Raw genomic sequence first — 23,849 nt, forward strand, 5'->3', positions numbered from 1 at the left:
GTATGGTACAGGCTTACGTGGTTCACGCTTTGTTACATCCGTTTAAAAAACGAGTCGTTTATATGAAAAATCCAGGTGATTACAATTGCGCTAACAATTAGTGTAGTAATTGTTGCAATGCTGGTGACTATCTCCCTATAACGTCCCGTTTATGCTATACCCATTCTTCACCGCGAGTAAGACGAATGAGCATAGTATTCAACACAGTAGCCAAGCCTGGCGGCAGTCTGTGTAACTTATCCTGCAAATATTGTTTCTATCTTGATAAACCCCGGGGGCAGCGCGTCATGTCTGATGATGTGCTGGAGACGTATATCCGCCGGGTAATTGATGATACGCCATCCTCAGAAGTCTCGTTTTGCTGGCAGGGGGGAGAGCCGACGCTATGCGGCCTCTCTTTTTACCAAAAAGTGGTGCGCTTGCAGCAACGCTATGCCAACGGCAAAACTATCTACAACAGTCTGCAAACCAATGGCGTATTAATCAATGAAGAGTGGGCTGCTTTCTTTGCGCAGCACCAGTTCCTGATCGGTATATCGATTGATGGGCCGCAAGTCGTTCATGATCATTACCGGAAAACGCCGTCAGGGCGGGCGTCTTTTTCCCGAGTCGTTAATGCTATCCGCCTTCTGCAGGCAAATGATGTCGAGTTCAACACACTCACTGTCGTGAATGATGCGTCATGCCGTCATGGCAACGCTATTTATCATTTTTTGACGCAGGAACTGGAAAGTAAGCACCTGCAATTTATTCCCATTGTTGAGCCGCTCGCGCAAAAAGCGCAGCGTTCTTTGACGTTATCTGGCAATGATGATTCGCCTTCGCTGATGCCCTTTTCCGTCACGCCTGAAGGGTGGGGCGCATTTATGTGCGATGTTTTTGATCAATGGATACGTCACGATGTCGGACGCATATTTGTACAGCTTTTTGACAACTTACTTGGCGTCTGGATGGGGGAGCCCGCCACGCTTTGTACGATGCAGCCGACCTGCGGACAAAGTTTGCTGGTGGAGCAGAATGGCGACGTGTTTAGCTGCGACCATTTTGTTTTTCCCGCCTATAAACTGGGCAGTCTACGGCAACACTCTTTAGAAGAAATGGCGGCCTCTCCTTTTCAGCAGCAGTTTGGCGCGGCTAAAGCAAACCTTTCCTCACGCTGCCAGAACTGTACATGGCGCTTTGCCTGTTACGGCGGCTGTCCGAAACACCGAATTTGTATGGACGGCGGCGAACGACAAAATTATCTCTGTAAAGGATATCTGGAGTTCTTTCAACATGTGACGCCCTATATGAATGTGATGCGTCAATTATTATTGAATCATCGACCCGCCGCGCATATTACCCGCATCGTCGACATGATTGCGGATGACATTCGTCAGTGACAAGAAAATCGCCCCCTACGCGGTATGATGCCGAACATTACCTGGGGTATAAGCGTCCTGTATTGTTTTACCGTCGAGTGACATTGAAAAGGAAATGAAGACAGTGAAAAACGTAACGTTTTGCGGGCAGGAGACGCTTCCTGCTATAGGACAGGGAACATGGTATATGGGCGAGCGCGCAGATCATCGTCAGCGCGAGGTTTCGGCGCTGCGCGCGGGGCTGGATTTGGGGTTACGCCTTATTGATACGGCTGAAATGTATGCCGACGGCGGGGCAGAAAAGGTCGTGGGCGAGGCGCTGGTGGGGCGACGTGATGAGGCATTTCTGGTGTCAAAAGTGTACCCGTGGAACGCTGGTGGCCAGAAGATAGTTGCCGCCTGTGAGGGAAGCCTGCGTCGTCTGAAAACAGATTATCTCGATCTCTATCTGTTGCACTGGGCCGGAAGCTTTTCATTCGAAGAGATCGTTGAGGGTATGGAGCGGCTAATAGCGCAGGGGAAAATTCGCCGTTGGGGGGGCTCTAATCTTGATTATGACGAAATGCAGGCGCTGTGGCGCATCCCGGGGGGACAGCAATGTGCGACAAATCAGGTACTCTATCATCTGGCGTCACGCGGTATTGAGTATGATTTATTGCCGTGGTGTCAACAACAGCGGATGCCAGTAATGGCCTATAGTCCGCTTGCGCAGGCCGGCCGATTACGTAGCGGTTTACTGAATCATCCGGTGGTGAATGAAATTGCGTGCGCACATAACGCTACGGCGGCGCAAATCTTACTGGCGTGGGTGATTGCGAATCCGGGCGTGGTGGCGATCCCGAAAGCCGGCAGTACAGAACACGTGAAGCAAAATGCGGCGGCGCTCGAGATCGCCTTGTCAGCAAACGAACTTGCCTTACTGGACAACGCCTGGCCTGCGCCAAAAGGGAAAACCGCGTTGGATATGGTGTGACGCCGAATAAAATGCGTAAGCACCGCCATTCGGCAAGTAATGCCTGATGGCGGCTGGCACCTTCCAGGGCCTACAGAAACGCTGGTATCAATTCACTTTTAGCGTTTAGCGACGCAGATAGTCTGCGCCAGACGAGATGGCTTTTCTTCTGTGGCTTGTTGCGGCGCAGTAGCGTAAGCCGTTTCAACGCACACAAATGTTTTATAGCCGTCATCCGGCATGTCGCCCATGCTGACGGACAACGCCGGGCCAGGGTTCCAGCCTACGACGTTAAGATGATGATGGTGAACCACATCAATCGTGCGGTTTAATGTCGCATCGTGGATCACGCTACATGCTTCAGGATTGAGGTAAACGCGATCGGTACGGTCCGGAAAGGTTTGCACGCCGTCGGTCAGGACTCCTTCTTTGGCGTCGTTAACTTTATCAATAAACCGGTCGCCGAGTCCGCTGACCTGAACGCTGGCGATGTCGCCAACGTTAAAATAGCTGTGGAGAGCGGATGTGGTTGCAAACTCGCCATGCGCTTCCAGTTCAATTTCACAGGTTTTGCCTACTTTAAAACGTGCCAGCAGCGTGAAATCGTGCGGCCAGTATTTTCGGGTGGCCTCACTGCTTTGCAGCTCAAATGTCAACATTACGCCGTTATCATCTTCATTATGCGCTTTTAGCGCCCACGGCAGATTACGCGCAAAGCCGTGTGACGGCAGACCTTGTTGAGCCGCAGGTCCAAACCAGGGCCAGCAGATCGGTACGCCGCCGCGTAGCGCCACGCTGGTTTTGAAAGGCGTATTATTACTGAGCCACAATACCTCTTCCTCACCGACGGGTTTCCAGGAGAGAAGGTGCGCGCCCTGTAATGCAAAAGAGGCTTTAACCTGCGGGTGGTCAACGACGATCAGATCAAGGTCATCAAGCTGGCGGCGGGAAAGGACAGGGGTAAACTGTTCGATAGCCGGAAGAGCAAAAATTTTATTAATCATTACGCAATCCTCTTTACCCTAAATAATTCGAGTTGCAGGACAAGGCGCTTGTGCCTTGACCAGTGCTTGCGCTGGCCCCGAAGGGGCGAGGTCGCAGACCGGGTAACGCGGCAAGTGAACGACAAATTCGTCAGGAACGAATTTGAGCAACCGGAGGTTACCTTCGGCCAGGGACATGGATATCCCTGATTCATCCCGATGAGCTTGACTTCCGTCAGTGATTCGGGTGAAAGAGCGTAGCCAACACACCTGTAACTTGAAGTATGACGGGTATATTTTCAGGAAAAAAAAAGAGCGACCTGAGTCGCTCTTACCAATGACTGTTTCATCTCAACTTATTTGGAGATGTGAGCAATCAGGTCCAGTACTTTGTTGGAGTAACCGGTTTCGTTATCGTACCAGGAGACCAGTTTCACGAAGTTGTCGTTCAGCGCGATGCCTGCTTTAGCATCGAACACGGAAGTGCATACTTCGCCGTTGAAATCGGTAGATACAACGTCGTCTTCGGTGTAACCCAGAACGCCTTTCATTTCGCCTTCGGCAGCAGCTTTAACAGCAGCTTTGATCTGCTCGTAGGTAGCAGCTTTTTCCAGACGAACGGTCAGGTCAACAACGGATACGTTCGGAGTCGGAACGCGGAACGCCATACCAGTCAGTTTGCCATTCAGTTCCGGCAGTACTTTACCTACCGCTTTAGCAGCGCCGGTAGAGGACGGGATGATGTTCTGAGATGCGCCACGGCCACCGCGCCAGTCTTTGTGAGACGGGCCGTCAACGGTTTTCTGGGTTGCGGTAGTCGCGTGAACAGTGGTCATCAGACCTTCGATGATGCCGAAGTTGTCGTTGATAACTTTAGCCAGCGGCGCCAGGCAGTTGGTGGTGCAGGAAGCGTTGGAAACGATGTCCTGGCCTTCGTATTTGTCAAAGTTAGCGCCTTTAACAAACATTGGGGTGTTGTCTTTAGACGGACCAGTCAGAACCACTTTTTTCGCGCCAGCGGTGATGTGTTTACGCGCGGTTTCGTCAGTCAGGAAGATACCGGTAGCTTCAGCCACTACGTCAACACCAACTTCGTCCCATTTCAGGTTAGCCGGATCGCGTTCAGCGGTAACACGGATTTTTTTACCGTTAACGATCAGATGACCGTCTTTCACTTCAACAGTACCGTCGAAACGGCCGTGAGTGGAGTCATATTTCAGCATGTATGCCATGTACTCTGCGTCTAACAGGTCGTTGATTGCAACGATCTCGATGTCAGAACGTTTCTGAGCAGCACGGAAAACAATGCGACCGATACGGCCAAAACCGTTGATACCTACTTTGATAGTCATATATTCCACCAGCTATTTGTTAGTGAATAAAAGGTTGCCTGTAAAATTACAAAAACCTTACGCAGCGTCAAGCGGAATCGTGTCAATCATTGCGACAAATCAATCCTCTGCACAACCTTTGCGCGGCTGATTCGCCTCACTCTTCCTTTCGGCTGGAAACCACATGGGGGCGCCGCCCCGAATTTTAAAGGGCAACCGAGATAATAATGTGACATCAGTCACGATTCGTAAGCCGCCATTTCGCAATGATCAAGTTTAGAACAAAAGTTGGTACTGAGGTGTTAATGTTTTGTTAGAATCGGTCAGGCAATGTGAGCACGTTTAAAGTGAGATGTGAGCAAATGGCTAACCAATCTTCAGCAGAAGAACTCAAGAAAAAATTGTCCGAAATGCAATTCTATGTGACGCAGGATCGTGGCACAGAACCGCCATTTACTGGACGCCTACTGCATAATAAACGCGATGGGGTTTATCACTGCCTGGTCTGTGATACGCCGCTTTTTCACTCCCACACCAAATACGATTCAGGCTGCGGCTGGCCCAGCTTTTACGAGCCTGTCAGCGAAGAGGCGATTCGTTACATAGACGATTTTTCTCATGGAATGCAGCGTGTCGAAATTCGTTGCGGAAACTGCGATGCGCATCTCGGACACGTTTTCCCGGATGGTCCGCAGCCGACCGGTGAACGCTATTGCGTTAACTCGGCCTCGCTCGCCTTTTCTGACGAAAAAAACGGCGATCAGTTGAAAGGCTGAAAAAACGATTCAGCAAATTATTCCACAGGAGCGGATACATCATGAATCTTGATGAGATCATTAACAGCATGACGCCGGAAGTGTATCAACGTTTATCCACCGCTGTTGAGTTGGGTAAATGGCCGGACGGTGTGGCGTTAACGCCGGAACAGAAAGAAAACAGCCTGCAATTGGTGATGCTATGGCAGGCGCGGCACAATACCGAAGCGCAACATATGACGATCGATACTCATGGTCAGATGGTGATGAAAAGTAAGCAGCAGCTCAAAGCGGATTTCGGTATTACGTCAAAGCCGATTACGACATTGAAAATGCAGTAATTGGTAGGCCGGAGAGGGCGTAGCCGCCATCCGGCTCTTTCATTGCCGATGAGTTGTGCTGTATATGATGTTGCGTTTTGTTTTGGCATTGAAACGAGAAGAGTTTCGTTAGAAACGCTCTCCTGCCTGCGTTGAGCTTTGTCTGGCAGCGATGCTAACGCGACGTATCCGGTCCCTGCGTCTCTTTCCAGTCTGCCAGCGTATACAGCGTCGCGCCTGCCGCTGCCATCTCCATAAACGCGTGCGCGCTATCCTGCGGGTGAATATTCACGCCGCGACAGCCATCGGTGATCACGTTAACGGCATAGCCCAACTGTAATGCATCCAGCACCGTAAATTTTACGCAGTAATCGGTCGCCAGCCCCATCACGATAAGCTCGGTAACGTCACGCTCATGAAGCCAGGTATCAAGGGTAGTTTTCTGCCGATGTTCGTTGTCAAAAAACGCGCTGTAGCTGTCAATCAGCGGGTTTTCACCCTTATAAATGGTGGCGTCGAGCGCATGTTGGCTAAGCAGGGGATGTAACGCCGCGCCGTCGGTATGTTGAACGCAGTGATCCGGCCAGAGCGTTTGCGGCAGACCGTCCAGCTCTCCCTGACTATAGGGTTCCGCCTGATGCTGGCTGGCGAAGCTGCCATGCTTCGCGGGATGCCAGTCCTGACTAGCGAGCACCGGAATCTGGCGGGGCTGGCACCAGTCAATAAGAGAGTTGGCGATATCGATAGTGCTGTCGCCTTCCGGCACAGCCAGCGCGCCGCCGGCGCAAAAGTCATTTTGCAAGTCGACCAGTAATAAGGCCCGGTTTGTCATTATATCCTCCTTGTCGTCGGGATTTTTAATCATCCGACGTCAATTCACCACGCAAGTTTTGCGCCATCGCGCTACGAATCGCCTGAGTGTCCAGACCCTGGCTTAACAAATAATGCAGTTTGGTTAAGGTGGCTTCGACGGTCATATCGGCACCGCCAATCACGCCAGCGTGCGCCAGCGCATTACCGGTAGCGTACCCGCCCATATTGACTCGCCCTGACATGCATTGCGTCAGGTTAACGACCACGATGCCGCGCGAACTGGCCTCTTTCAGCTCCTGTAAAAACGCTTTATTTTGTGGCGCGTTGCCTACGCCATAAGAGCGCAGAATCAGCGCTTTTACCGGCTGACGCAGAAAGTTACGTACTACCTCGGCGGAAATCCCCGGATAAATAGTCACTACGCCTATCGGCTGCGGCGTAATAGGATGAACGATTAATTCACCAGAGCCGTGGGGCGCGGGAGGCGTATTTAAACGGCGAATGTGAATTCCCGCTTCCAGCAAGGGCGGCAGATTAGGAGAGGCAAAAGCGTCGAAACCATCCGCATGTGCTTTGGTCGTGCGATTGCCGCGGAACAGACGATTATTAAAAAACAGCGTTACTTCATTAATAGGGTAGTTGGCGGCGACATAAAGCGCATTCAGCAAATTAATTTGCCCGTCGGAGCGCAGCTCAGCCAGCGGAATTTGTGACCCTGTCACAATAACCGGTTTGCCCAGATTTTCCAGCATGAAAGACAGCGCCGATGCGGTAAACGCCATCGTGTCGGTGCCGTGCAGAATAACAAAACCGTCATACTCATCGTAGTGCGCTTTGATATCTTCAGCGATATGCTGCCAGTCTTCCGGCGTCATATCTGATGAATCCATCAGCGGGGCATATTCATGGATGGTAAAATCCGGCATCTCCGGGCGGTGGAATTCCGGCATCAGCGCCAACTGACGTTGAAGGTGCCCGGACACCGGGATATACCCCTGATCTGAGCGCTGCATACCGATAGTACCGCCGGTATAGGCAACGTAAATTGATTTCTTTTGCATGATAATGTTTAGTTGTGTCGCAAAGGACGTATTAATGATTATCGGATGGCAGCTATAAGTAACCGCCATCCGGCATGGCTATTGATGAAGCATTAGCGAACGTTCGCGCAAGTCAAACAGAACGCATAACGGTTTTGCGGATCGTTAAATGCCGCCAGTTTATCCCCCTCGGCCTTCACCGTGTTGGCGGCGGAAACGAGCGGCACCGGGAGTATCGCCTGAATAGCCTCCGGCAGCATGGCGCGTACAGATCCGGTCATACTGTCCATTACCATATCAAGGACCGTTGGTTCGTCCTGATAATAATCAAGATGCCACTGTTTTAGTTTCGCCAGATCTGCCGCTTTGGCGACGGCATCGTCAAAGTCGCCGAGACTGTCCACCAGACCATTGGCTTTCGCGTCCTCTCCTGTCCAGACATGGCCCTGAGCGATTTGATCAATCTGTTCCGGCGTACGCTTACGCGCTTCTGCCACCAGCGTGATAAAGCGTTTGTAGCCGTACTCAATACTGAGTTGCATCATCTGCTGCACTTCCGGCGACAGCGCTTTGGTCATCGAAATCTCCGCCAGCGGCGAGGTGGAGACGCCGTCGCTGTGTACGCCAATCGACGACAGGCTGTTTTCTACCGTATTGATGACGCCGAAGATGCCAATTGAACCCGTCAGCGTGCTGGGGCTGGCCACGATATAGTTTGCCGGCGTAGAGATCCAGTAACCGCCGGAGGCCGCCATGCCGCCCATTGAGACCACCACCGGTTTGCCAGCCGCTTTTGCCGCCGCCAGTTCGGCGCGGATAACTTCGGAGGCGTTGACGCTACCGCCTAGGCTATTGACGCGCAGCACAATTGCTTTCACTTTAGGATCAAGGCGTGCGTCGCGGATCTGCGATGCTGTAGTGTCGCCGCCGACATTCCCTGGCGTTTCTTCGCCATCCATAATTGCGCCATTGGCGAAAATAACTGCAATAGTACCGCCGTTACCCGCAGGCGTTTTCAGCGAATAATCGTAATAGCTGATCGCCCGATAGTTATTTTCGGTTTTGCTCCAGCCAAACTGCTTCGTCAGCGCTTTTTCAATGTCTGCGCTGGAGGTGAGGGCATCCACCAGTTTATGGTCGAGCGCATATTTGGCGGTGTCGCCGCCCACGCTGGTTAACCCGTCGATAATAGCCTGCGCGCCGGGGAAGAGCTGTTGCGGCGAAATCTGGCGATTGGCGGAAACGGTATGCAGGTAGTTCTGCCACAGTTCGCCTATCCAGCGGCTGTCGGCCTCGCGGGCGGCGGGCGACATATCGTCGCGGATAAACGGCTCGACGGCGGATTTATAGGTGCCGACCCGGAAAACGTGGGTAGAAACTTTCAGTTTATCCAACAGCGTTTTGTAGTACAGGCCATTCGTAGCGAAGCCGTGAAGATCTACCTGACCCTGTGGGGAAAGCCAAATTTTATTGGCGAAACTGGCGAGGTAATACTGACCCTGGCTGTAGTTTTCACCCACGGCAAAAACCGGTTTGCCGCTGTCGCGGAATTCGCGCAGCGCTTTACCGATATAGCGCATTGACGGCTGATCGGCGCCGGTGAAGTTTTTCAGATCCAGAACGATACCAGTGATGTTACGGTCATCTTTCGCCTGACGAATAGCGTTGACGATGTCAAACAGGGAGTTTTCCTGTAGACGGTCGGAGCTGGCGCCAAATAACTGGCGACCCAGCGCGCCCAGACGATGATTGGTGGACGGTTTATCCACAATGACGCCGGAAATATCCAGCAGCAGAGCGCCGCGCGCCGTTTGCTCGCTGTTGCTGCCGTTACCGATCTGCATCCAGATCCCAACGCCCACCAGGACCAGAAAAATAAAGAACAGGTTGAGTACCATTTCACGGACGAAATTCAACAATCGCCACGTCCATTTAAAAAATCCGGCAATAAATCGCCACAGGGTTCGCATGTATTCTCCCTATCTGAGTAACAACGCTTATACCTCGATGAGGATAAAGCATTAAGATGTGGCTATCGTAATGACCCATCAGGCAGTTGTCAGCAGGAATCACTGCCTGTGCTGTAACAAAATCCGCTCCCGTGTTAATTTTGTGAATAAATATCATTGCTGGAGTTAATCAAATGGATGCACTAGAACTGCTGATCAACCGTCGTAGCGCCTCTCGTCTCGCAGAACCGGCGCCTGTCGGAGAGCAATTACAGAACATTCTGCGGGCAGGAATGCGTGTTCCCGATCATAAGTCTCTACAGCCGTGGCGTTTTTTTGTGATTGAAGGAGAGGGGCGCGACCGTTTCAGCGCCGTGCTTGAACAAGGCGCTGCCGCTGCCGGGGAGGATGAGAAAGCGATCGAAAAAGCGCGTAATGCGCCGTTTCGCGCGCCGCTGATCATTACCGTGGTGGCGAGATGCGAAGAAAACCATAAGGTTCCCGTGTGGGAACAGGAGATGTCCGCCGGATGCGCGGTGATGGCAATGCAAATGGCGGCGATTGCGCAAGGGTTTAATGGTATCTGGCGTAGCGGCGCGTTAACTGAGAGCGCTATCGTGCGGGAAGCCTTTGAGTGCCGCCCTCAGGATAAAATTGTTGGTTTTCTCTATCTCGGCACGCCGCAGCTCAAAGCGTCAACGACGATCAGTACCCCCGACCCCACGCCGTTTGTGCGTTATTTCTGACGCTGAGGGATAAAACTGTCTGGATTCTGAGCAAAGGCGCGGTAATTCAGACAGTGATACTTACCACATCAGGGAATGAGCGCTACCATAGCGCGAATGCAATGACAGGAGATGTCCATGAGCGAGCAAGCCATTCGTTTAACGCAATACAGCCACGGCGCTGGTTGCGGTTGTAAAATTTCCCCTAAAGTGCTGGAGACTATCCTGCATAGCGAGCAGGCGAAGTTCGTCGACCCGAATCTGCTGGTGGGTAATGAAACCCGCGATGATGCGGCGGTTTACGATCTGGGTAATGGCACCAGTATTATCAGCACCACCGACTTCTTTATGCCGATAGTCGATAATCCGTTTGATTTTGGCCGCATTGCGGCAACAAATGCCATCAGCGATATTTTTGCGATGGGCGGTAAACCGATTATGGCGATCGCGATCCTTGGCTGGCCGATTAATACCCTGTCGCCCGATATTGCGCGTGAAGTGACCGAGGGGGGGCGTTTTGCCTGCCGTCAGGCCGGTATTGCGCTGGCGGGTGGACACTCTATTGATGCCCCGGAGCCGATCTTTGGTCTCGCGGTCACTGGCGTGGTGCCGACCGAACGGGTGAAGAAAAACAGTACCGCGCAGGCTGGATGCAAACTCTTTCTGACCAAACCGTTGGGGATTGGCGTGTTGACCACCGCCGAGAAAAAATCGCTGCTTAAACCTGAACATCAGGGGCTGGCGACGGAAGTCATGTGTCGGATGAACGTTGCTGGCGCGGCGTTTGCCAATATCGACGGCGTAAAAGCCATGACTGACGTTACCGGTTTTGGTCTGCTGGGGCACCTGAGCGAGATGTGCCAGGGCGCAGGCGTGCAGGCGCTGCTTTGCTATCAGGACATCCCTAAACTGCCGGGCGTGGAAGAGTATATTGCTCTGGGTGCCGTACCAGGCGGCACAGAGCGCAACTTCGCCAGCTATGGTCATCTGATGGGCGACATGCCGCGTGAAGTTCGTAGCCTGCTGTGCGATCCGCAAACGTCAGGCGGTTTGCTGCTGGCGGTAACGCCGGACGCCGAAGACGACGTTAAAGCCACCGCGGCGGAATTTGGTATCGATCTGACCGCGATTGGCGAGCTGGTCGACGCCCGCGGCGGTCGTGCTATGGTTGAGATTCGTTAACCTGATGCGGTTGTTTATTGCCGAAAAACCGAGTCTGGGGCGCGCCATTGCGGATGTGCTGCCAAAGCCGCACCGTAAAGGCGATGGTTTTATTGAATGCGGAAACGGGCAGGTCGTCACCTGGTGTATTGGTCATTTGCTGGAACAGGCGCAGCCCGATGCGTATGACAGCCGTTATGCGCGCTGGAATCTGGCTGACCTGCCTATCGTGCCGGAAAAATGGCAGCTTCAGCCTCGACCTTCCGTCACCAAACAACTCAACGTGATTAAGCGCTTTTTGCATCAAGCCGGTGAAATTATTCACGCCGGCGACCCGGATCGTGAAGGGCAGCTTCTGGTTGATGAAGTGCTGGATTATCTCCAGCTTTCTGCCGAAAAGCGCCAGCGGGTGCAGCGTTGTCTGATAAACGACCTTAACCCGCAGGCGGTCGAGCGTGCTATCGACAGGCTACGGGCGAACAGCGACTTCGTGCCGCTGTGCGTCTCCGCGCTGGCGCGAGCGCGAGCGGACTGGCTGTATGGCATTAATATGACCCGCGCTTACACGATCCTGGGCCGTAATGCGGGCTATCAGGGCGTGTTATCCGTGGGACGCGTGCAGACGCCGGTACTGGGGCTGGTGGTGCGGCGAGATGAAGAGATTGAGAACTTCGTCGCCAAAGACTTCTTTGAAGTGAAGGCGCACATCGTTACGCCTGCCGACGAGCGTTTTACCGCTATCTGGCAGCCGAGCGAGGCGTGCGAACCTTATCAGGATGAAGAGGGGCGTTTGCTTCATCGTCCGCTGGCGGAGCATGTGGTGAACCGGATCAACGGTCAGCCCGCTCTGGTAACCAGTTATAATGATAAACGGGAATCAGAATCCGCGCCGCTGCCGTTTTCGCTCTCGACGCTGCAGATTGAAGCCGCCAAACGCTTTGGCCTGAGCGCGCAAAACGTGCTTGATATTTGTCAGAAGCTATATGAAACCCACAAGCTGATTACCTATCCGCGTTCCGACTGCCGTTATCTGCCGGAAGAACACTTTGCCGGACGGCACGCGGTAATGAACGCGATTAGCGTCCACGCCCCGGATTTACTGCCGCAGCCTGTGGTTAATCCTGATACGCGCAATCGCTGCTGGGATGACAAAAAAGTGGATGCGCACCACGCGATTATTCCGACGGCGCGCAGTTCTTCTGTCCATCTGACGGAAAATGAAGCGAAAGTTTATACCCTGATTGCGCGTCAGTATCTGATGCAGTTCTGCCCGGACGCGGTGTTTCGTAAATGCGTTATTGAACTGGAAATCGCCAAAGGGAAATTTGTCGCCAAAGCGCGTTTTCTGGCGGAGGCCGGTTGGCGGACGTTACTGGGCAGTAAAGAGCGCGACGAGGAGAACGACGGTACGCCGCTGCCGGTTGTCGCGAAAGGTGATGAGTTGCTGTGTGAAAAGGGGGAAGTGGTCGAACGCCAAACCCAGCCCCCGCGTCATTTCACTGATGCGACATTGCTTTCCGCGATGACCGGAATTGCCCGCTTCGTGCAGGATAAAGATCTGAAAAAGATCCTGCGTGCGACCGATGGGCTGGGGACGGAAGCCACGCGCGCCGGGATTATCGAGCTGCTGTTCAAGCGTAGCTTTCTGACTAAAAAAGGGCGCTACATTCATTCTACCGATGCTGGAAAAGCGTTAATACATTCGCTGCCGGAAATGGTGGCCCGTCCGGATATGACCGCGCACTGGGAATCTGTTCTGACGCAAATCAGCGAAAAGCAGTGCCGTTACCAGGATTTTATGCAACCGTTGGTCGGCACGTTGTATCAGCTGATCGATCAGGCTAAGCGCACGCCGGTGAAGCGCTTCAGAGGGATTGTAGCGCCAGGCGGCGGAGAAAAGAAAAAGAGCGCGCCGCGCAAGCGAGCGGGCAAAAAAAGCCCGCCTGCTGAGGAGACAGGTCGTCAGGCCGAATAAGCGCAAAGCCATCTGGCCTGACGACGGGATTAAATGACGCCCTGCGCCAGCATGGCGTCGGCGACTTTCACGAAACCGGCGATGTTGGCGCCCTGAACGTAGTTGGTATGCTTATTGTCGCCGCCGTACTCCACACAGGCGTGGTGGATATCCAGCATAATGTGATGCAGACGGGCGTCCACTTTCTCGGCTTTCCAGCTCAACCGCGCGGCGTTTTGCGCCATTTCCAGCCCCGATGTCGCCACGCCGCCCGCGTTGGCGGCTTTACCCGGCGCAAACAGTACGCCCGCCTCAAGGAACAGATCGGTCGCTTCAATCGTGGTCGGCATATTTGCCCCTTCCGCCACGGCTTTTACGCCATTGGCAATCAGTACGCGCGCGGCGTCAACGTCCAGTTCATTCTGCGTCGCGCATGGCAGGGCGATATCCACCGGTACGTTCCAGGGCTGCTGGCCTTCCAGATAGGTTAAACCAAACTCACGGGCGTAGTCAGCGACGCGACCGTCACGGCTGGCTTTAATTTCACACAGACGCGCCAGCTTCTCTTGCGTGAAGCCACTTTCATCGACCACCGTCCCGCTCGAATCCGACGCGGTAACCACGCGCGCGCCAAAGGCCATCGCTTTCTCAATGGCATATTGCGCTACGTTGCCGGAGCCGGACACGGCGACGCGCATCCCTTCAAAACCGAGACCATGACGTTTAAGCATCGCTTCGGTGAAGTAGACCAGTCCATAGCCCGTCGCCTCCGGGCGAATCAGACTGCCGCCGAAGGAAAGCCCTTTGCCGGTGAAAACGCAGGCGCTGTTATTGGAAAGCTTGCGCATCATTCCCGCCATAAAGCCCACTTCGCGCCCGCCCACGCCGATATCACCGGCAGGCACGTCGGTATCCGGCCCTAAATGGCGATACAGTTCAGTCATCAGCGCCTGGCAGAAACGCATCACTTCGCCTTCGCTTTTCCCTTTCGGATCGAAATCGCTGCCGCCCTTACCGCCGCCCATCGGCAACGTGGTGAGGGCATTTTTAAAGGTTTGTTCAAAGCCGAGGAACTTAAGGATGGAAAGATTTACCGAAGGATGGAAGCGCATACCGCCTTTATAGGGGCCGATAGCAGAGTTGAACTGCACGCGCCAGGCGCGATTCACCTGCACCTGGTTTTTGTCGTCCAGCCACACCACGCGAAACTGGATCACGCGCTCTGGTTCAACCAAACGTTCCAGTAAAGACATGTGGCGGTAACGGGGGTTTTGTTCAAGAAACGGCCACAGGGTGGTCATGACTTCACGGACGGCTTGCGCGAACTCGGTTTGATGCGGGTCGCGCTTTTGTACATGGTTGAGGAACGATTCCAGAGAACATGTCTGATCCATAGATATAAAAACCTCTTATATATTAATGTGGTTGTATTTGCGTGTTATCAGAATAAGCGTTTGCAGTTTTCGACTATACCATCAGCAATGTGACGGTAAGCAAGAAAAAAATAACGCCGCTAAGTAAATTCATAACGGGGCGAGGGTCATAACTAAAAGCGATGACGAAAGAGGATTAAAGTTTTCGCGGCGGCTTACCGTTATACTGAGAATATGCCCAGAAAAATAAGGAAATCCTATGCGCCGAAGCCTTGTGATCGCCGTGATGTCGGTAATGCCAATGGTCGCGCTGGCAAACCAGAACAGTCGTCCTGATATCCAGGTGAATGTCCCGCCGGAAGTTTTCAGCACGCACGGTCAGTCGTCCCAGCCCTGCATTCAGTGCTGCGTTTACCAGGATCAGAATTACTCCGAAGGCGCGGTAATAAAAGTGGAAGGGGTAGTGCTCCAGTGCCAGCGTGACGAAAAAACCATCAGCACAAATCCGTTAGTCTGGCGTCGCGTAAAGCTATAAACGCCTGCAATAGCGGAATATCCGCCGGGGCGAGCGGGTACTCCAACGCTTCCTCCGGCGTACACCAGGCGAATGCCTGATGTTCCAGCGCACAAATCAGACCGTTAAACGCAGGCACATGCCAGGCGTGCAAATGAATCCGTCGGCCAGACACGTCGCGTTGATGGCTGGCGATATAGACGCCGGGCGTGGCGTCAATTCCTAACTCTTCGCGTAGCTCGCGGATAAGCGCCTGCGGCTGGGTTTCGCCGGGTTCGACTTTACCCCCGGCAAACTCCCATAAGCCGGCTTGATCCGCATGACTTGGGCGCTGGGCCAGCAGAATTTTGCCGTCGCGTTCAATGATGGCAGCAACAACATCGAGTTTTTTTATCATTTTCGTTAAGGTCGTTATTCCTGCCGGGAAGCGTCGCGCTATCCCGGTCTTACGGTTAATCAGATAGCGGAATCAAACACGAAACGTCGCCCAGACCGGCGCATGGTCGGAGGGTTTTTCCATACTGCGAATGTCATAGTCAATACCGGTTTCTGAGCAACGTTCCGCCAGCGGAGCGCTTGCCAGCAAGAGATCGATGCGCAGTCCGCGATTATCCACGAAACCTTTTGAGCGGTAATCAAACCACGAAAATTTATCCGTCGTTTCTGGATTCGCCTGACGGAACGTGTCCACTAATCCCCACTTCAGTAACCGCGACATCCATTCACGCTCCTCCGGCAGGAAGGAGCATTTACCGGTACGCAGCCAGCGTTTGCGGTTCTCTTCGCCGATGCCAATATCCAGATCGGTCGGGCTGATATTCATGTCGCCCATAATTAATACCGGATTATCGCATTTGAGTTCCGTTTCAAGATAGTTTTGCAAGTTCTGGTAAAACTGCGCTTTCGCGGGGAACTTCAGCGGATGATCCCGGCTTTCCCCCTGCGGGAAATAGCCGTTAATGACGGTGATATTACCCAGCGGCGAGGGGATTTCCGCCATGATAATGCGGCGTTGCGCCTCTTCGCCATCATCCGGGAAACCGCGTCTGACGGAAATTGGCGTGGCTTTTGTTAGCAGCGCGACGCCGTAATGGCCCTTTTGTCCATGATAGAAAACGTTATAGCCCAGCTTCGCAACCTCTTCGAGCGGGAACATTTCGTCGTGGACTTTTGTCTCCTGTAGACCGATCACATCGGGCTGGTGTTTTTCGACAATCGCTTCAAGCTGATGGGGACGGGCGCGCAGGCCGTTGATATTAAAAGAGACAAATTTCATAGTCACTGCCACTTTGCAAGGTGAATCGTGTTGGGATGGTAGCAGAAATTTTGCCGGGTGACTGCCACTCATCGTCAGATTCGGCCAATGGAAGCGTATGGTGTTTTCTATAGAGCAAAAATGGCGCTGTTTGAATGCAGATGCGCCAGAACGGGGCGGTAATTTCCAGTAAATTTCGTATAAGATCACAATTCCAGAATTATATTTGGCAACTGAATAATATTTCGCTTTTTCCTCTTTTTAGTCAGCGACTATGCGGGAATATTCACTTTTCATGCAGTAAAAGTGAATATCGTTACGCTGTAAACCATTGATTTACCGTCCATCACTTCCGTTTATGCAATTTTAACGCTGGCTGGCACGAACGCTGCAATCTACATTTACAGCGCAAACACTCATATTATTTAACATATAAATAACTTTATTTTTACCGAAAGGGGTCGCTATGTCTCTGTCAGTTACGCGTGAAAACTTTGAGGAATGGATGGTGCCGGTGTATGTTCCTGCGCCTTTTATTCCCGTACGCGGAGAAGGCTCACGTCTGTGGGATCAGCAGGGGAAAGAGTATATTGATTTTGCTGGCGGAATCGCGGTCAACGCATTGGGACATGCGCATCCGGCGCTGCGCGAGGCGTTAAATGAACAGGCGAGCCGCTTCTGGCATACCGGGAACGGTTACACCAATGAACCGGCGCTGCGACTGGCGAAAAAACTTATCGACGCTACCTTCGCCGAACGCGTTTTCTTTTGTAATTCAGGCGCTGAAGCGAATGAAGCAGCGTTAAAACTGGCGCGCAAATACGCCCGCGATCGTGTCGGCAATCATAAAAGCGGCATTGTGGCCTTTAAAAACGCGTTCCACGGACGCACGCTCTTTACCGTCAGCGCTGGCGGCCAACCCACCTATTCACAGGACTTTGCGCCACTGCCGCCGGATATTCGTCACGCCGCCTATAACGATCTGAACTCCGCCAGTGCGCTCATCGATGACAATACCTGCGCCGTGATCGTAGAGCCTATGCAGGGCGAGGGCGGCGTGATCCCCGCCACGAAAGCTTTTTTGCAGGGGCTACGTGAATTGTGCGACCGGCATCAGGCGTTACTGATTTTTGATGAAGTGCAGACGGGCGTTGGACGTACCGGCGAACTGTATGCGTATATCCATTATGGCGTTACGCCCGATATCCTGACGACCGCTAAAGCGCTGGGCGGCGGCTTCCCGATCGGCGCGATGCTGACCACGCAAGACTATGCCAGCGTCATGACGCCAGGTACGCATGGCACCACCTATGGCGGTAATCCGCTGGCGACGGCAGTCGCCGGAAAAGTGCTGGATATCATCAATACGCCGGAGATGCAAAACGGCGTCAGGCAGCGCCACGATGTGTTTATTGAACGGTTAAATACCATTAATGAACGTTTTGGCATGTTCAGTGAAATTCGCGGGCTGGGACTACTGCTTGGCTGTGCATTACAGGCGGAGTTTGCCGGAAAAGCCAAACTCATCGCCCAGGAAGCGGCAAAAGCAGGCGTCATGGTGCTTATCGCCGGCGGCGACGTGGTGCGTTTTGCGCCAGCGTTAAATGTGAGCGACGAAGAGATAGCCACCGGGCTTGATCGTTTTGCCCTGGCGTGCGAACGCCTTCAGACGGGAGGCGCATCATGCGGGTGATTCGTCCTGTCGAACATGCGGATATCGCCGCGCTGATGCAGCTTGCAGGCAAAACGGGCGGCGGCTTAACCTCGCTACCGGCAAATGAAGCGACGCTGGCGGCCCGCATTGAACGCGCGCTAAAAACCTGGTCCGGCGAGCAGCCAAAAAGCGAGCAAGGGTATGTATTCGTTCTCGAGGACAGTGAAACGGGAGAGGTTGGCGGGATCTGCGCCATTGAGGTCGCGGTCGGCCTTAACGACCCCTGGTATAACTATCGTGTCGGTACGTTGGTTCATGCCTCCAAAGAGCTGAATGTATATAACGCGTTGCCAACATTATTCCTGAGTAATGATCACACCGGCAGCAGTGAACTTTGCACGCTGTTTCTCGATCCCGAATGGCGTAAAGAGGGTAACGGCTACTTGTTGTCAAAATCGCGCTTTATGTTTATGGCCGCGTTTCGCGATAAATTCAATGAGAAAGTCGTGGCGGAAATGCGCGGCGTCATTGACGAGCACGGTTATTCTCCCTTCTGGCAAAGTCTCGGCAAACGTTTTTTTTCTATGGATTTCAGCCGGGCGGACTTTTTATGCGGTACCGGGCAAAAAGCGTTTATCGCCGAGCTGATGCCCAAACATCCTATTTATACCCATTTCTTATCTGAAGAGGCTCAGGCCGTGATTGGCGAAGTCCACCCGCAAACAGCACCAGCCCGCGCGGTGCTGGAAAAGGAAGGCTTTCGCTATCGCCACTATATCGACATCTTCGACGGCGGGCCGACGCTGGAGTGTGATATTGACCGCGTACGGGCCATTCGTAAAAGCCGACTGGTGGAAGTCGTGGAAGGGCAACCCGCGCCTGGCGACTATCCGGCATGTCTGGTTGCCAATGAAAACTATCACCACTTTCGGGCCGCACTGGTGCGCGCCGATCCGCAGACTTCACGACTTGTATTTACCGCCGCGCAGTTGGATGCGCTGAAATGTCGCGCGGGCGACCACGTTCGGCTGGTACGTCTTTGCGCAGAGGAGAAAACCGTATGACGCTATGGATAAACGGCGACTGGATAACCGGTCAGGGCGAACGCCGCAGCAAAACTAATCCGGTGAGCGCGGAGATACTTTGGCAGGGGAATGACGCGGCTGCGGCGCAGGTCACCGAGGCCTGCCAGGCAGCGCGCGCGGCGTTTCCTCGCTGGGCCAGACAGCCTTTTGCAGCGCGACAGGCTATCGTAGAGAAATTTGCCGTCCTGCTGGAGGCCCATAAAACCGATCTCACGGCAGTCATCGCCCGTGAAACCGGTAAACCGCGCTGGGAGGCGGCGACGGAAGTTACGGCGATGATCAATAAGATTGCCATCTCGATTAAGGCTTACCATGCCAGAACAGGCGAACAAAAAAACGAACTTGCCGATGGCGCCGCGACGTTGCGCCATCGTCCTCACGGTGTGCTGGCGGTATTCGGGCCTTATAACTTTCCCGGCCATTTACCGAATGGTCATATTGTGCCCGCGTTGCTGGCAGGCAATACGCTGATCTTCAAGCCTAGCGAGTTAACGCCATGGACCGGGGAAACGGTAATAAAACTCTGGGAACGGGCGGGGCTACCGACAGGGGTTCTTAATCTGGTGCAGGGCGGCCGGGAGACCGGACAAGCGCTAAGTTCGCTCGACGATCTCGACGGACTGCTGTTTACCGGCAGCGCCAGTACCGGATATCAGCTTCATCGCCAGCTATCCGGCCAGCCGGAAAAAATCCTGGCCCTTGAAATGGGCGGAAACAACCCGCTCATTATTGAGGATGCGGCAAATATGGATGCGGCGGTACATCTGACGCTGCAATCGGCGTTTATTACCGCCGGACAGCGCTGTACCTGCGCGCGACGCCTTCTGGTAAAACAGGGTGCGCAGGGAGATGCATTTCTGGCGTGGCTGGTTGACGTCGCCGGACGCCTGCAGCCCGGCAGATGGGACGACGATCCGCAGCCGTTTATCGGCGGACTGATTTCAGTGCAGGCGGCACAGCATGTGATGGAGGCCTGGCGTCAACGAGAGGCATTAGGCGGACGCACGCTACTGGCGCCGCGGAAGGTCAAAGAGGGAACCTCCCTGCTGACGCCTGGTATCATTGAACTGACGGGCGTCGCGGATGTGCCGGATGAAGAGGTGTTTGGTCCGCTGCTGAGCGTCTGGCGTTATGATCATTTCGATGAGGCGATTCGTCTGGCGAATAATACCCGTTTTGGTCTGTCGTGTGGGCTGGTGTCGACGGATCGCGCGCAGTTCGAACAGCTCTTGCTGGAGGCGCGGGCAGGGATCGTTAACTGGAATAAACCGCTCACCGGGGCGGCGAGTACTGCGCCGTTTGGCGGTGTCGGCGCGTCTGGCAACCATCGGCCCAGCGCCTGGTATGCCGCCGATTATTGCGCCTGGCCGATGGCCAGTCTGGAATCTCCCGAACTGACGTTGCCTGCGACATTAAGCCCCGGCCTCGACTTTTCTCGCAGGGAGGCGGTATGACGGCGTATGAGGTTAATTTTGACGGACTGGTGGGGCTTACGCACCATTATGCTGGGCTATCCTTCGGCAATGAGGCATCGACCCGCCACCGTTTTCAGGTGTCGAACCCGCGTCTGGCGGTAAAGCAGGGGCTGCTAAAGATGAAAGCCCTGGCGGATGCCGGTTTTCCCCAGGCCGTGATCCCGCCGCATGAGCGGCCTTTTATTCCGGCGTTGCGTCAGCTCGGCTTCACGGGTAGCGATGAGCAGATTCTGGATAAGGTTGCGCGTCAGGCACCACGCTGGCTTTCCAGCGTGAGTTCAGCGTCGTCAATGTGGGTTGCGAATGCGGCGACGGTTTGCCCATCGGCAGACGCGCTGGACGGGAAAGTTCACCTGACGGTGGCGAATTTAAACAATAAATTTCATCGCTCTATTGAGGCACCAGTTACCGAAGCACTGCTACGCGCCATATTTCGCGATGAAAGCCAGTTTTCAGTGCATAGCGCGTTACCGCAGGTCGCATTATTGGGAGATGAAGGCGCGGCGAATCATAACCGTCTTGGCGGCGAATATGGTTCGGCAGGCGTGCAGCTTTTTGTCTATGGGCGCGAAGAAGAGAATGAAATGCGACCCGCTCGTTACCCGGCACGCCAGACCCGCGAAGCCAGCGAGGCCGTGGCGCGTCTTAATCAGGTGAATCCGCAACAGGTTATCTTCGCTCAGCAAAACCCGGAGGTCATCGATCGAGGCGTATTCCATAATGATGTCATCGCCGTCTCGAATCGACAGGTATTGTTTTGTCACGAAACGGCGTTTGCCCGACAGGAAATGCTCATTAATCAGTTGCGTACGCGCGTTGACGGTTTTATGGCGATAGAGGTACCCGCCGGCGAGGTTTCTGTATCAGATGCTGTGGCGACCTACCTGTTTAATAGTCAGTTGCTAAGTCGTGACGACGGCTCAATGCTGCTGGTGTTGCCGCAGGAATGTCAGGACCATGTCGGCGTCTGGCGCTATCTGAATAAGCTGGTGGCGGAGGATAACCCCATCAGCGCGATGCAGGTATTTGATTTACGAGAAAGTATGGCCAACGGCGGTGGTCCGGCCTGTCTGCGATTACGCGTGGTGTTAACAGAAGAAGAACGACGGGCGGTGAATCCAGCGGTAATGATGAATGACGCCCTGTTTACGGCCCTCAACGCGTGGGCGGATCGTTATTATCGCGATCGCCTGACCTGCGCCGATCTTGCCGATCCGTTATTACTGCGAGAAGGCCGGGAGGCGCTGGATGTGTTAACGCGACTGCTGGATTTGGGGTCGGTTTATCCTTTCCAGCAAACGGGGGCGGCTGATGGATAACTTTCTGGCGTTGACGCTAAGCGGAACGACGCCACGGGTGACGCAGGGGCAGGGCGCGGGTTTTCGCTGGCGCTGGTTAGGCCATGGTCTGCTTGAACTCACGCCCGATGCGCCGGTCGACCGCGCGTTAATTCTTTCTGCGGGTATACACGGCAATGAAACCGCGCCGGTAGAGATGCTGGATAAGCTGCTGTCGGCACTGTGTGCCGGCAGCTTGACTTTAACGTGGCGAGTGCTGGTGGTACTCGGCAATCCGCAGGCGCTGGCCGCGGGAACACGCTATTGCCACAGTGATATGAACCGTATGTTCGGCGGGCGCTGGCAGTCCTTTGCCGAAAGCGATGAAACGCGGCGAGCGCGTGAGCTAGAGCTAAGTCTGGAGACCTTCTTTTCATATGGCCAGGCGCGGGTACGCTGGCATCTGGATCTGCATACCGCCATTCGTGGCTCGCATCATTTGCGTTTTGGTGTACTGCCGCAGCGCGACCGCCCGTGGGAGGCGGATTTTCTGGCGTGGCTGGGCGCGGCAGGGCTGGAGGCGTTGGTATTTCATCAGACGCCCGGCGGTACATTTACGCACTTTAGCTCTGAACATTTCGGCGCGCTTTCCTGTACGCTGGAGTTGGGGAAGGCGCTGCCGTTTGGGCAAAACGATCTGACGCAGTTCAGCGTAACCTCGCAGGCGTTGTCGGCGCTGCTGAGCGGTCTCGAAACGTCAACCTCGTCTTCGCCGCCGCTACGCTATCGGGTGGTGTCGCAAATCACGCGTCACAGCGACAATTTCGCGCTTTATATGGATGCGCAAACGCTGAATTTTACTGCCTTTACAAAGGGAACGTTGCTGGCCGAGGAGGGGGATAAGCGCGTGACGGTGACGCATGACGTTGAATATGTTCTCTTTCCTAACCCCTCCGTCGCCTGCGGATTGCGGGCCGGATTAATGCTGGAAAGGCTTCCCTGATAAATGTCCCTGTAAGCTCACGTTAGGGTTACAGGGATGATTTGGGACACAGTTTCATGCTATTACGGATTATTCCTGGAGAATTGCTTTATTAATAAGCGTTGCTGCGTTATAGTTCTGCATAATTTCTGCTATATCATGCTGTTGTATATTTCTCTTTCAACTCTGCGCAATTTATTCTTTTTTTCTTCACAATTGGCGAAAAGGTGTTTTTTATACTTTCATTGTTTTACCGTTGTTATGACTAATTGACGCTAAGACGGTTAAAGTTAATCACGACAACACGGCGCTGTTTTAAATATGCCGTAAAAATAACTGAAAGGAAGGATGGAAATATGCGTAAACTGACTGCTCTGTTTGTTGCCTCTACCCTGGCGATGGGTGCTGCGAATCTGGCTCATGCCGCTGAGACTACCACCGCCGCGCCAGCGGATGCGAAGCCAATGATGCAGCATAAAGGTAAGTTTGGCCCACATCACGATATGATGTTTAAAAACCTGAACCTGACGGACGCGCAGAAGCAACAAATTCGCGACATTATGAAAGCGCAGCGCGAGCAAATGAAACGTCCACCGCTGGAAGAGCGTCGCGCCATGCATGATATTATTGCCAGCGATACCTTCGATAAAGCCAAAGCCGAAGCGCAAATTACGAAAATGGAAGCGCAGCGCAAGGCTAATATGCTGGCGCATATGGAAACCCAGAATAAAATTTATAACGTTCTGACGCCGGAGCAGAAAAAGCAATATAACGATAATTTTGAGAAGCGTCTGACAGAACGCCCAGCGCAAGAAGGTAAAATGCCTGCTGCGGCAGAATAACTTTCCGCATAATTTAAGACCGCCGGTCTTGTCGACAACACAGTCGTT

22 protein-coding genes are annotated in these 23,849 nt (G+C 53.7%); 14 read left to right on the forward strand and 8 right to left on the reverse strand.

The features are described 5' to 3' along the window. The first annotated feature begins 185 nt into the window (after positions 1-185). Positions 186-1,382, forward strand: coding sequence for an anaerobic sulfatase maturase (locus tag ACE15A_RS09350; RefSeq protein ID WP_053509445.1), 1,197 nt, complete (start codon positions 186-188; stop codon positions 1,380-1,382). Positions 1,383-1,476: 94 nt separating this feature from the next. After that, complete coding sequence (locus ACE15A_RS09355) at positions 1,477-2,334, forward strand: aldo/keto reductase (RefSeq protein WP_072158716.1); 858 nt, start codon at positions 1,477-1,479, stop codon at positions 2,332-2,334. A gap of 98 nt (positions 2,335-2,432) precedes the next feature. On the opposite strand, the gene ACE15A_RS09360 is transcribed toward ACE15A_RS09355, so the two are convergent. Next, positions 2,433-3,317, reverse strand: a complete 885-nt coding sequence (locus ACE15A_RS09360) for a D-hexose-6-phosphate mutarotase (protein ID WP_053509441.1) — start codon at positions 3,315-3,317, stop codon at positions 2,433-2,435. A gap of 335 nt (positions 3,318-3,652) precedes the next feature. After that, positions 3,653-4,648: a glyceraldehyde-3-phosphate dehydrogenase gene (gapA, locus tag ACE15A_RS09365; protein WP_000153505.1), complete on the reverse strand. Its 996-nt coding sequence runs from the start codon at positions 4,646-4,648 to the stop codon at positions 3,653-3,655. Positions 4,649-4,989: 341 nt separating this feature from the next. On the opposite strand from gapA, the gene msrB reads away from it, so the two are divergent. Together msrB and ACE15A_RS09375 are read left to right on the forward strand one after the other, a co-directional pair. Continuing rightward, positions 4,990-5,403: a peptide-methionine (R)-S-oxide reductase MsrB gene (msrB, locus tag ACE15A_RS09370; protein ID WP_023247992.1), complete on the forward strand. Its 414-nt coding sequence runs from the start codon at positions 4,990-4,992 to the stop codon at positions 5,401-5,403. 41 nt (positions 5,404-5,444) lie between these two features. Continuing rightward, on the forward strand, positions 5,445-5,723 hold the full coding sequence (locus ACE15A_RS09375; protein ID WP_053509439.1) for a YeaC family protein: 279 nt from the start codon (positions 5,445-5,447) through the stop codon (positions 5,721-5,723). 154 nt (positions 5,724-5,877) lie between these two features. Here the strand turns inward: ACE15A_RS09375 and pncA are convergent, their stop codons facing one another. The 3 genes from pncA to sppA all read right to left on the reverse strand — a co-directional run bounded on the left by pncA (position 5,878) and on the right by sppA (position 9,525). After that, positions 5,878-6,534: a bifunctional nicotinamidase/pyrazinamidase gene (pncA, locus tag ACE15A_RS09380; RefSeq protein ID WP_053509437.1), complete on the reverse strand. Its 657-nt coding sequence runs from the start codon at positions 6,532-6,534 to the stop codon at positions 5,878-5,880. 25 nt (positions 6,535-6,559) lie between these two features. Then, positions 6,560-7,576 carry an asparaginase gene (gene ansA / locus ACE15A_RS09385; RefSeq protein ID WP_053529810.1) on the reverse strand — a complete coding sequence of 339 codons (1,017 nt, stop codon included), beginning with the start codon at positions 7,574-7,576 and terminating at the stop codon, positions 6,560-6,562. Positions 7,577-7,668: 92 nt separating this feature from the next. Beyond that, positions 7,669-9,525 carry a signal peptide peptidase SppA gene (sppA, locus tag ACE15A_RS09390; RefSeq protein ID WP_053509433.1) on the reverse strand — a complete coding sequence of 619 codons (1,857 nt, stop codon included), beginning with the start codon at positions 9,523-9,525 and terminating at the stop codon, positions 7,669-7,671. 173 nt (positions 9,526-9,698) lie between these two features. On the opposite strand from sppA, the gene ACE15A_RS09395 reads away from it, so the two are divergent. From ACE15A_RS09395 to topB, 3 genes are all read left to right on the forward strand, one after another. Next, positions 9,699-10,250 carry an NAD(P)H nitroreductase gene (locus ACE15A_RS09395; protein ID WP_023247997.1) on the forward strand — a complete coding sequence of 184 codons (552 nt, stop codon included), beginning with the start codon at positions 9,699-9,701 and terminating at the stop codon, positions 10,248-10,250. 117 nt (positions 10,251-10,367) lie between these two features. Further along, entirely contained in the window at positions 10,368-11,411 is a 1,044-nt protein-coding gene (selD, locus tag ACE15A_RS09400) for a selenide, water dikinase SelD (protein WP_053509430.1), read from the forward strand. Positions 11,412-11,415: 4 nt separating this feature from the next. Then, complete coding sequence (gene topB, locus ACE15A_RS09405) at positions 11,416-13,365, forward strand: DNA topoisomerase III (protein WP_053509429.1); 1,950 nt, start codon at positions 11,416-11,418, stop codon at positions 13,363-13,365. 29 nt (positions 13,366-13,394) lie between these two features. Here the strand turns inward: topB and gdhA are convergent, their stop codons facing one another. Next, the gene (gdhA, locus tag ACE15A_RS09410) at positions 13,395-14,738 is read right to left on the reverse strand and encodes an NADP-specific glutamate dehydrogenase (protein WP_053509427.1); all 1,344 of its coding nucleotides are present in this window, start codon (positions 14,736-14,738) and stop codon (positions 13,395-13,397) included. Positions 14,739-14,976: 238 nt separating this feature from the next. Between gdhA and ACE15A_RS09415 the strand changes: the two genes are divergently transcribed. Further along, positions 14,977-15,252, forward strand: coding sequence for a YnjH family protein (locus tag ACE15A_RS09415; RefSeq protein WP_023248001.1), 276 nt, complete (start codon positions 14,977-14,979; stop codon positions 15,250-15,252). On the opposite strand, the gene ACE15A_RS09420 is transcribed toward ACE15A_RS09415, so the two are convergent. Then, the gene (locus tag ACE15A_RS09420; protein WP_053509420.1) at positions 15,212-15,628 is read right to left on the reverse strand and encodes a pyrimidine (deoxy)nucleoside triphosphate diphosphatase; all 417 of its coding nucleotides are present in this window, start codon (positions 15,626-15,628) and stop codon (positions 15,212-15,214) included. The genes ACE15A_RS09415 and ACE15A_RS09420 overlap by 41 nt on opposite strands. A 72-nt stretch (positions 15,629-15,700) precedes the next feature. Beyond that, entirely contained in the window at positions 15,701-16,507 is an 807-nt protein-coding gene (xthA, locus tag ACE15A_RS09425) for an exodeoxyribonuclease III (protein ID WP_023248003.1), read from the reverse strand. A 445-nt stretch (positions 16,508-16,952) separates the two neighbouring features. On the opposite strand from xthA, the gene ACE15A_RS09430 reads away from it, so the two are divergent. From ACE15A_RS09430 to spy, 6 genes are all read left to right on the forward strand, one after another. Continuing rightward, positions 16,953-18,179: an aspartate aminotransferase family protein gene (locus ACE15A_RS09430; protein WP_053509418.1), complete on the forward strand. Its 1,227-nt coding sequence runs from the start codon at positions 16,953-16,955 to the stop codon at positions 18,177-18,179. Then, complete coding sequence (gene astA, locus ACE15A_RS09435) at positions 18,170-19,204, forward strand: arginine N-succinyltransferase (protein WP_023248005.1); 1,035 nt, start codon at positions 18,170-18,172, stop codon at positions 19,202-19,204. Before ACE15A_RS09430 ends, astA begins: the two co-directional genes overlap by 10 nt. Then, the gene (astD, locus tag ACE15A_RS09440) at positions 19,201-20,679 is read left to right on the forward strand and encodes a succinylglutamate-semialdehyde dehydrogenase (protein ID WP_129382407.1); all 1,479 of its coding nucleotides are present in this window, start codon (positions 19,201-19,203) and stop codon (positions 20,677-20,679) included. The genes astA and astD overlap by 4 nt, the downstream gene beginning before the upstream one ends. After that, entirely contained in the window at positions 20,676-22,019 is a 1,344-nt protein-coding gene (gene astB / locus ACE15A_RS09445) for an N-succinylarginine dihydrolase (RefSeq protein WP_053509414.1), read from the forward strand. Before astD ends, astB begins: the two co-directional genes overlap by 4 nt. Next, positions 22,012-22,980 (forward strand): succinylglutamate desuccinylase, encoded by a 969-nt coding sequence (astE, locus tag ACE15A_RS09450; RefSeq protein ID WP_023248008.1) that lies wholly within the window; start codon positions 22,012-22,014, stop codon positions 22,978-22,980. Before astB ends, astE begins: the two co-directional genes overlap by 8 nt. A gap of 335 nt (positions 22,981-23,315) precedes the next feature. Further along, positions 23,316-23,801: an ATP-independent periplasmic protein-refolding chaperone Spy gene (gene spy, locus ACE15A_RS09455; protein WP_053509412.1), complete on the forward strand. Its 486-nt coding sequence runs from the start codon at positions 23,316-23,318 to the stop codon at positions 23,799-23,801. The last annotated feature ends 48 nt before the right edge of the window (positions 23,802-23,849 follow it).

Source organism: Salmonella sp. HY31 (genome assembly GCF_042604575.1).
Lineage (GTDB): Bacteria > Pseudomonadota > Gammaproteobacteria > Enterobacterales > Enterobacteriaceae > Salmonella > Salmonella diarizonae.